Genomic DNA, 4,564 nt, shown 5'->3' on the forward strand with positions numbered 1-4,564 from the left:
ATCAGAATCTGATCGACATGGCGAACCGGATCGGCGACTTTTTCGATTCGATGCCGGACCGTGAGGAAGCACTCGCCGGTATCGCCGATCATATCCGCCGCTTCTGGGAGCCGCGCATGCGGCGCGCGCTGCTGGCAGTGCTCGATACGCCGAACAAGGAGGCGTTGTGCCAGATCGTGCGTGAGGCGCTGGCGGGCCATCGCGCTGGGTTGACGCCCGCTCGAGCATAAGCGGCGAAGCCTGCGGCGGCGGCGTCGCTTGCGCCCGCGATATGGCGCACGGGCATTACGCACCGCCTGGAAAAATTCGCATCGTCGGAGTTGAAACGGATGTCGATTTCGACGCGACAGCGTTCGTGCCTTAAAAACAGGAGGAGACAGATGAAGATCTGTATTTATGGCGCCGGCGCGATCGGCGCGTACCTCGGTGCGCAACTCGCATTGGCAGGCGCCGCCGTCAGTTTCGTGGCGCGCGGCCCGCACCTCGCCGCCATGCAGGCAAACGGCGTACGTCTGCAGATCGACGGTGCCGAGCGTATCGTCAACGTGCGTTGCTCAGCGGACCCGCGTGAACTCGGCGTGCAGGACTACGTGATCGTTGCGCTGAAGGCGCATTCGGTGCCGGGCGTGGTGGGCGCGATGCAGCCCTTGCTGGGGCCGGACACGGCGATCGTTACCGCCGTAAACGGGATCCCGTACTGGTATTTCTACAAGCATGGCGGCGAATTCGCCGACACCACGCTCGACAGCATCGACCCGGGCGGCAAGCAGTGGAACCAGCTCGGACCCGAGCGGGCGATCGGTTGCGTGGTGTATCCGGCGGCCGAAATCGTCGAACCGGGCGTGATTCGCCACGTGTACGGCAAGAAGTTCCCGATTGGCGAGCCGGGCGGCGAACGTACGGCGCGGATCCAGAAACTGCACGAAATCATGGTGTCGGCGGGTCTGGACGCGCCGATCCGCGACACTATCCGCGACGAAATCTGGCTGAAGCTATGGGGCAATCTCTGCTTCAATCCGATTAGCGCGCTGACCCACGCGACGCTGGACGTCATCACGAGCAATCGGGCCACGCGCGCGGTATCGCGAACGATGATGCTGGAAGCTAAAGCGATCGGCGACCGCTTAGGCGTGCATTTCCGCGTGGATGTCGAAAGGCGTATCGATGGCGCGGGTGCGGTCGGCGCCCACAAGACCTCGATGTTGCAGGATCTCGAAGCCAACCGTCCGATGGAGATCGACCCGCTGCTCACCGTCGTCCAGGAAATGGGCCGGCTGGTCGGCGAGGCAACGCCGACGATCGATACGGTGCTGGCATTGATCAAGCTGCGCGAGCGCATTGCGCAGCAAGCGCCGGTTCAGGCTGCTTCTTCATCTTCGGAAGGCGCGGGCCGGACGGTGAGGGTCCCGCGCGCGGCATAGGCGCGGCTAGCGCGCCTATCATGGGCGGACCCGTGCGCCTGCGGAAGTGCGCACAGACCCGCAGTGGATGCAGCCGTCGCTCAAAATCGAATCGGCAACGGCGCGGTCCTCGCGCTCCTTCAGTAAATCGCTGAGCGCAAGCGCAACGGTTTTCGTAGCCAGCCTTCGAGATGAACGCAACCGTTGTGAGCGGTCGTAATCGCAAATGAGAAGCCGGCGCAGATCGCGAAGTCGGGCTTCACGATGCCGTTCGCAAGCAGCCATCCCGGACCCAGCAAGCCGCCGCTTTCCTCGGCCGAACGGTGTCGTGTGCGCGCCGTCCTCGCTCGCCATTTTCAGGATCTGGGCACAGGTCGGCACGTCGTCGTCCATGCCGGGCGTGCGATGCACGCGCAACGCCAGACGCATCTCCTGCAGCATGTCGCGGTCTTCGTTGATGCCGGCTTCGTCGAGTCCCATGCCGACCGTCACGCCGTATTTCGCAAACACGTTACCCGCTTCGGTGTTGCGGCCTGCGCGCAACGTGGGGCAAGCACTGAAGTCTGTGAGCCGGTACCGTCGAACGTACCGCCGCAAAGCAGCGGCGGCGCCTGTATCAGTCGCATTGCTGCACCTATCGCCCCAATTGGTGGGCCTCAACACCCATCAACGCACGAACATGCGCGGCCGTGCTGGTGGCCAGGCCGTCCAGACTGTAGCCCCCCTCGAGAATCGAGACGATGCGCCCCTCGCACGTCGCATCGGCAATACACATCAGCTCACTGGTAATCCAGTGGAAATCGTCGTCCTCGAGGTTCAAGCCTGCGAGCGGATCCAGTCGGTGCGCGTCGAAGCCGGCCGAAATGACGATGAGTTGGGGGTTGAAGTGGCGTATCGCCGGCAACATGCCGGCTTCTATCCGAGCACGGAAGAGCGCCGAATCACAGCCACGGGGGCAACGCGACATTGACGATGTTGTGGTTCACGCCGGTCTCGGATGGGGCGCCCGTGCCGGGATAGAAAGGCGACTGGTGGCTGGAAGCGTAAAACAGCCCCGGCCGGTCGAAAAAGGCTGCCTGGGTACCGTTGCCATGATGGACGTCGAAGTCGACGACCGCGACGCGCTCCAGCTTGTGTACTTCATAAGCGTAGGCTGCAGCGATCGCAGCCTGATTGAAAATGCAAAAACCCATTGCCCTGGCTGGCTCGGCGTGGTGACCACACGGGCGGGTGGCACAAAATACGTTGCGTGCTTGCACATTCATCACCGCGTCGACGCCAGCACAAGCCGCTCCGACGCAGCGCATCACGGCTTCCCACGAGCCCGGCGACATCACCGTGTCGCCGGCATCGAGAGGCATATAGCCATGCTGCGGGGCGATGTCCGCGACCTCATCGACAAAGCCGCGGTCGTGGATCAATTGCACCTGGTCGAGTGTGCCCATCGGCGCATCGCGCCATTCCAACGACGAGAATTCCGGCGACCGCAACGCGCGCAGCACGGCGTTCAGACGTTCCGGCGACTCCGGATGGCTAGGGCCGGGGCGATGCTCCAGACACGCAGCATGGGAATAAACAAGGGTAGTCGTCATTTGCTGATGAGCGGCACAACCCGCAGCCTCCTTATAAGAGCATGGTCAACAGCATCAGGAGCCCGCACGGCTTGGGTTTCCAGCCGGTTGCCACGGGCGCCCACAGACGAAAGTGACGGCTTGCAACGCTTAATCGCGAGGTGACGAAAACAACCTTGCCACAAATTGCCGGTCAGGATCCCGAAACGGTCGGTCACGTTGCTCCGAAATACACGGGTACGCTTACGCGTGGCGGGACATCGCCTGACCTATCAAGCGCTCATTGGCGGTGGCGCCGGCGCAGCTGCTTTTTACGTCAAGCAACGCATCCGCGTGGTTGCAGACCATCGCAGCGAAGTAATTGATCGACATCTTGAACAGGCCCACCGCTGCGCGCATGGCCGCCCACGGATAAGTCAGGCACACGCGCACTTGCTCGCTGCGGCTTTCGCCATACAGGCACCACGCACAGAAGTGCTCGCAGTTATTGGTCAGGAGCCTGTATCGATCCTCGCCAAGGCGCGAGCGCGCCCGTTCTGCAACTTGCCGGTCGGCGTAACCTGGACGATCACCCGGCTCGATCCAGACTTCGCGCCCTGCGGCGAAGCATGCAATCGTCACTTCCTCGACAGGGCCGCGATGCAAAGACCGGGCAAGTCCGGCGTAGTGCACTACATTGCCCTTGCCGACATAGATGCCGTGGTGACTGTATGCGCGGCGAGGTGTTACGAGATGTGCGCCGAGAGCCGGTTCGCTTCCAACTCCGAGATGCCACCGCACCTGCATCGCCGCAGGAGTGCAAGACGTGATAGTGGCATGTCCCATGATTCGACTCCCAACTGCTAACTGCATGAGCCAAGCATAGGACCGGACGTATATTCACGATAGTTAAACATTTTTTTGCACACCATAGTGTTTTTGTTATGGATTGCCGCATGGCTCACACAACCCAGTTTTTTCCACGGCTGGAGATGGGGTGCCCTCGAGAAACGGATTTTTTCGTACGCTTAGGCCACGGCGTGGCCGATCTGACCGCGCGTAGCGGCCGGAACAGTCCGTCGCCAAACCTTTTCGGAGCGCCCATGTCAGGGATGCAGGTGTTCTGTTTCCGCTGACTGTTCCGACGGCAGTTTCTTTAGCTGCAAATTTCGAAACTGCGTTCGCGAAAGAAAATCGTGCGCCTGAAGGGCTATGTAGCCTGTCTGCTCGCGCGGGCTCTGGTAGTCATTGACGAGCTGGCCGTTGAGCGTGACACGGATCCGCGCTCCGTTGGCCTCGATGAGGAAGTTGTTCCAGGCCCCGATCTGGACGACGGTCGAAGTCGACGGCGCCTGCAAATCGTAGATCGCACCCGTGATTTTCAGCAAATGACCTTCTGTGTTAGTGACAGAGTCATAGCCTCGTTGATCGATTTGAATTTCACGTCCGAGGGCATCCGCTTCCTGAAGCGCGTTCTGCACATTGGGCGGTTCTGATAATCATATAGCCGGCCTCCCCTCCGTTCGGGTCGAACGGCTGGCGTAGAGTCGAGGTGCGAACAGCGACGTGACGCACAGGAGGCCGGCATGAACAAGTTTAGTGGAATCGATCTGC

At 61.4% G+C, this 4,564-nt stretch carries 4 protein-coding genes and 3 pseudogenes; 2 read left to right on the top strand and 5 right to left on the bottom strand.

Annotated elements, in window-relative coordinates; translation table 11 throughout:
* Positions 1–8 precede the first annotated feature (8 nt).
* Together FSO04_RS44995 and FSO04_RS45000 are read left to right on the top strand one after the other, a co-directional pair.
* Complete coding sequence (locus FSO04_RS44995) at positions 9–230, top strand: formate dehydrogenase subunit delta (protein WP_233465456.1); 222 nt, start codon at positions 9–11, stop codon at positions 228–230.
* A gap of 150 nt (positions 231–380) precedes the next feature.
* A complete protein-coding gene (locus FSO04_RS45000; RefSeq protein WP_154567845.1) occupies positions 381–1,421 on the top strand; it encodes a 2-dehydropantoate 2-reductase in 1,041 nt (346 codons plus the stop codon).
* 164 nt (positions 1,422–1,585) lie between these two features.
* Here the strand turns inward: FSO04_RS45000 and FSO04_RS48140 are convergent.
* The 5 genes and pseudogenes from FSO04_RS48140 to FSO04_RS45020 all read right to left on the bottom strand — a co-directional run.
* Positions 1,586–1,714 (bottom strand): annotated as a pseudogene (locus FSO04_RS48140) (peptidase M20); the annotation flags it as partial.
* A 28-nt stretch (positions 1,715–1,742) separates the two neighbouring features.
* Positions 1,743–2,063, bottom strand: a pseudogene (locus tag FSO04_RS48145) (hypothetical protein); the annotation flags it as partial.
* Positions 2,035–2,992: pseudogene (locus tag FSO04_RS45010) on the bottom strand (histone deacetylase family protein). The pseudogenes FSO04_RS48145 and FSO04_RS45010, both read right to left, overlap by 29 nt.
* Before the next feature lie 222 nt (positions 2,993–3,214).
* The gene (locus tag FSO04_RS45015; RefSeq protein WP_154567846.1) at positions 3,215–3,796 is read right to left on the bottom strand and encodes a lecithin retinol acyltransferase family protein; all 582 of its coding nucleotides are present in this window, start codon (positions 3,794–3,796) and stop codon (positions 3,215–3,217) included.
* A gap of 260 nt (positions 3,797–4,056) precedes the next feature.
* Complete coding sequence (locus FSO04_RS45020) at positions 4,057–4,431, bottom strand: 3-keto-disaccharide hydrolase (protein ID WP_154567848.1); 375 nt, start codon at positions 4,429–4,431, stop codon at positions 4,057–4,059.
* Between the last annotated feature and the right edge of the window lie 133 nt (positions 4,432–4,564).

Origin of the sequence: Paraburkholderia madseniana (assembly GCF_009690905.1) — a bacterium.
GTDB classification, from domain to species: domain Bacteria; phylum Pseudomonadota; class Gammaproteobacteria; order Burkholderiales; family Burkholderiaceae; genus Paraburkholderia; species Paraburkholderia madseniana.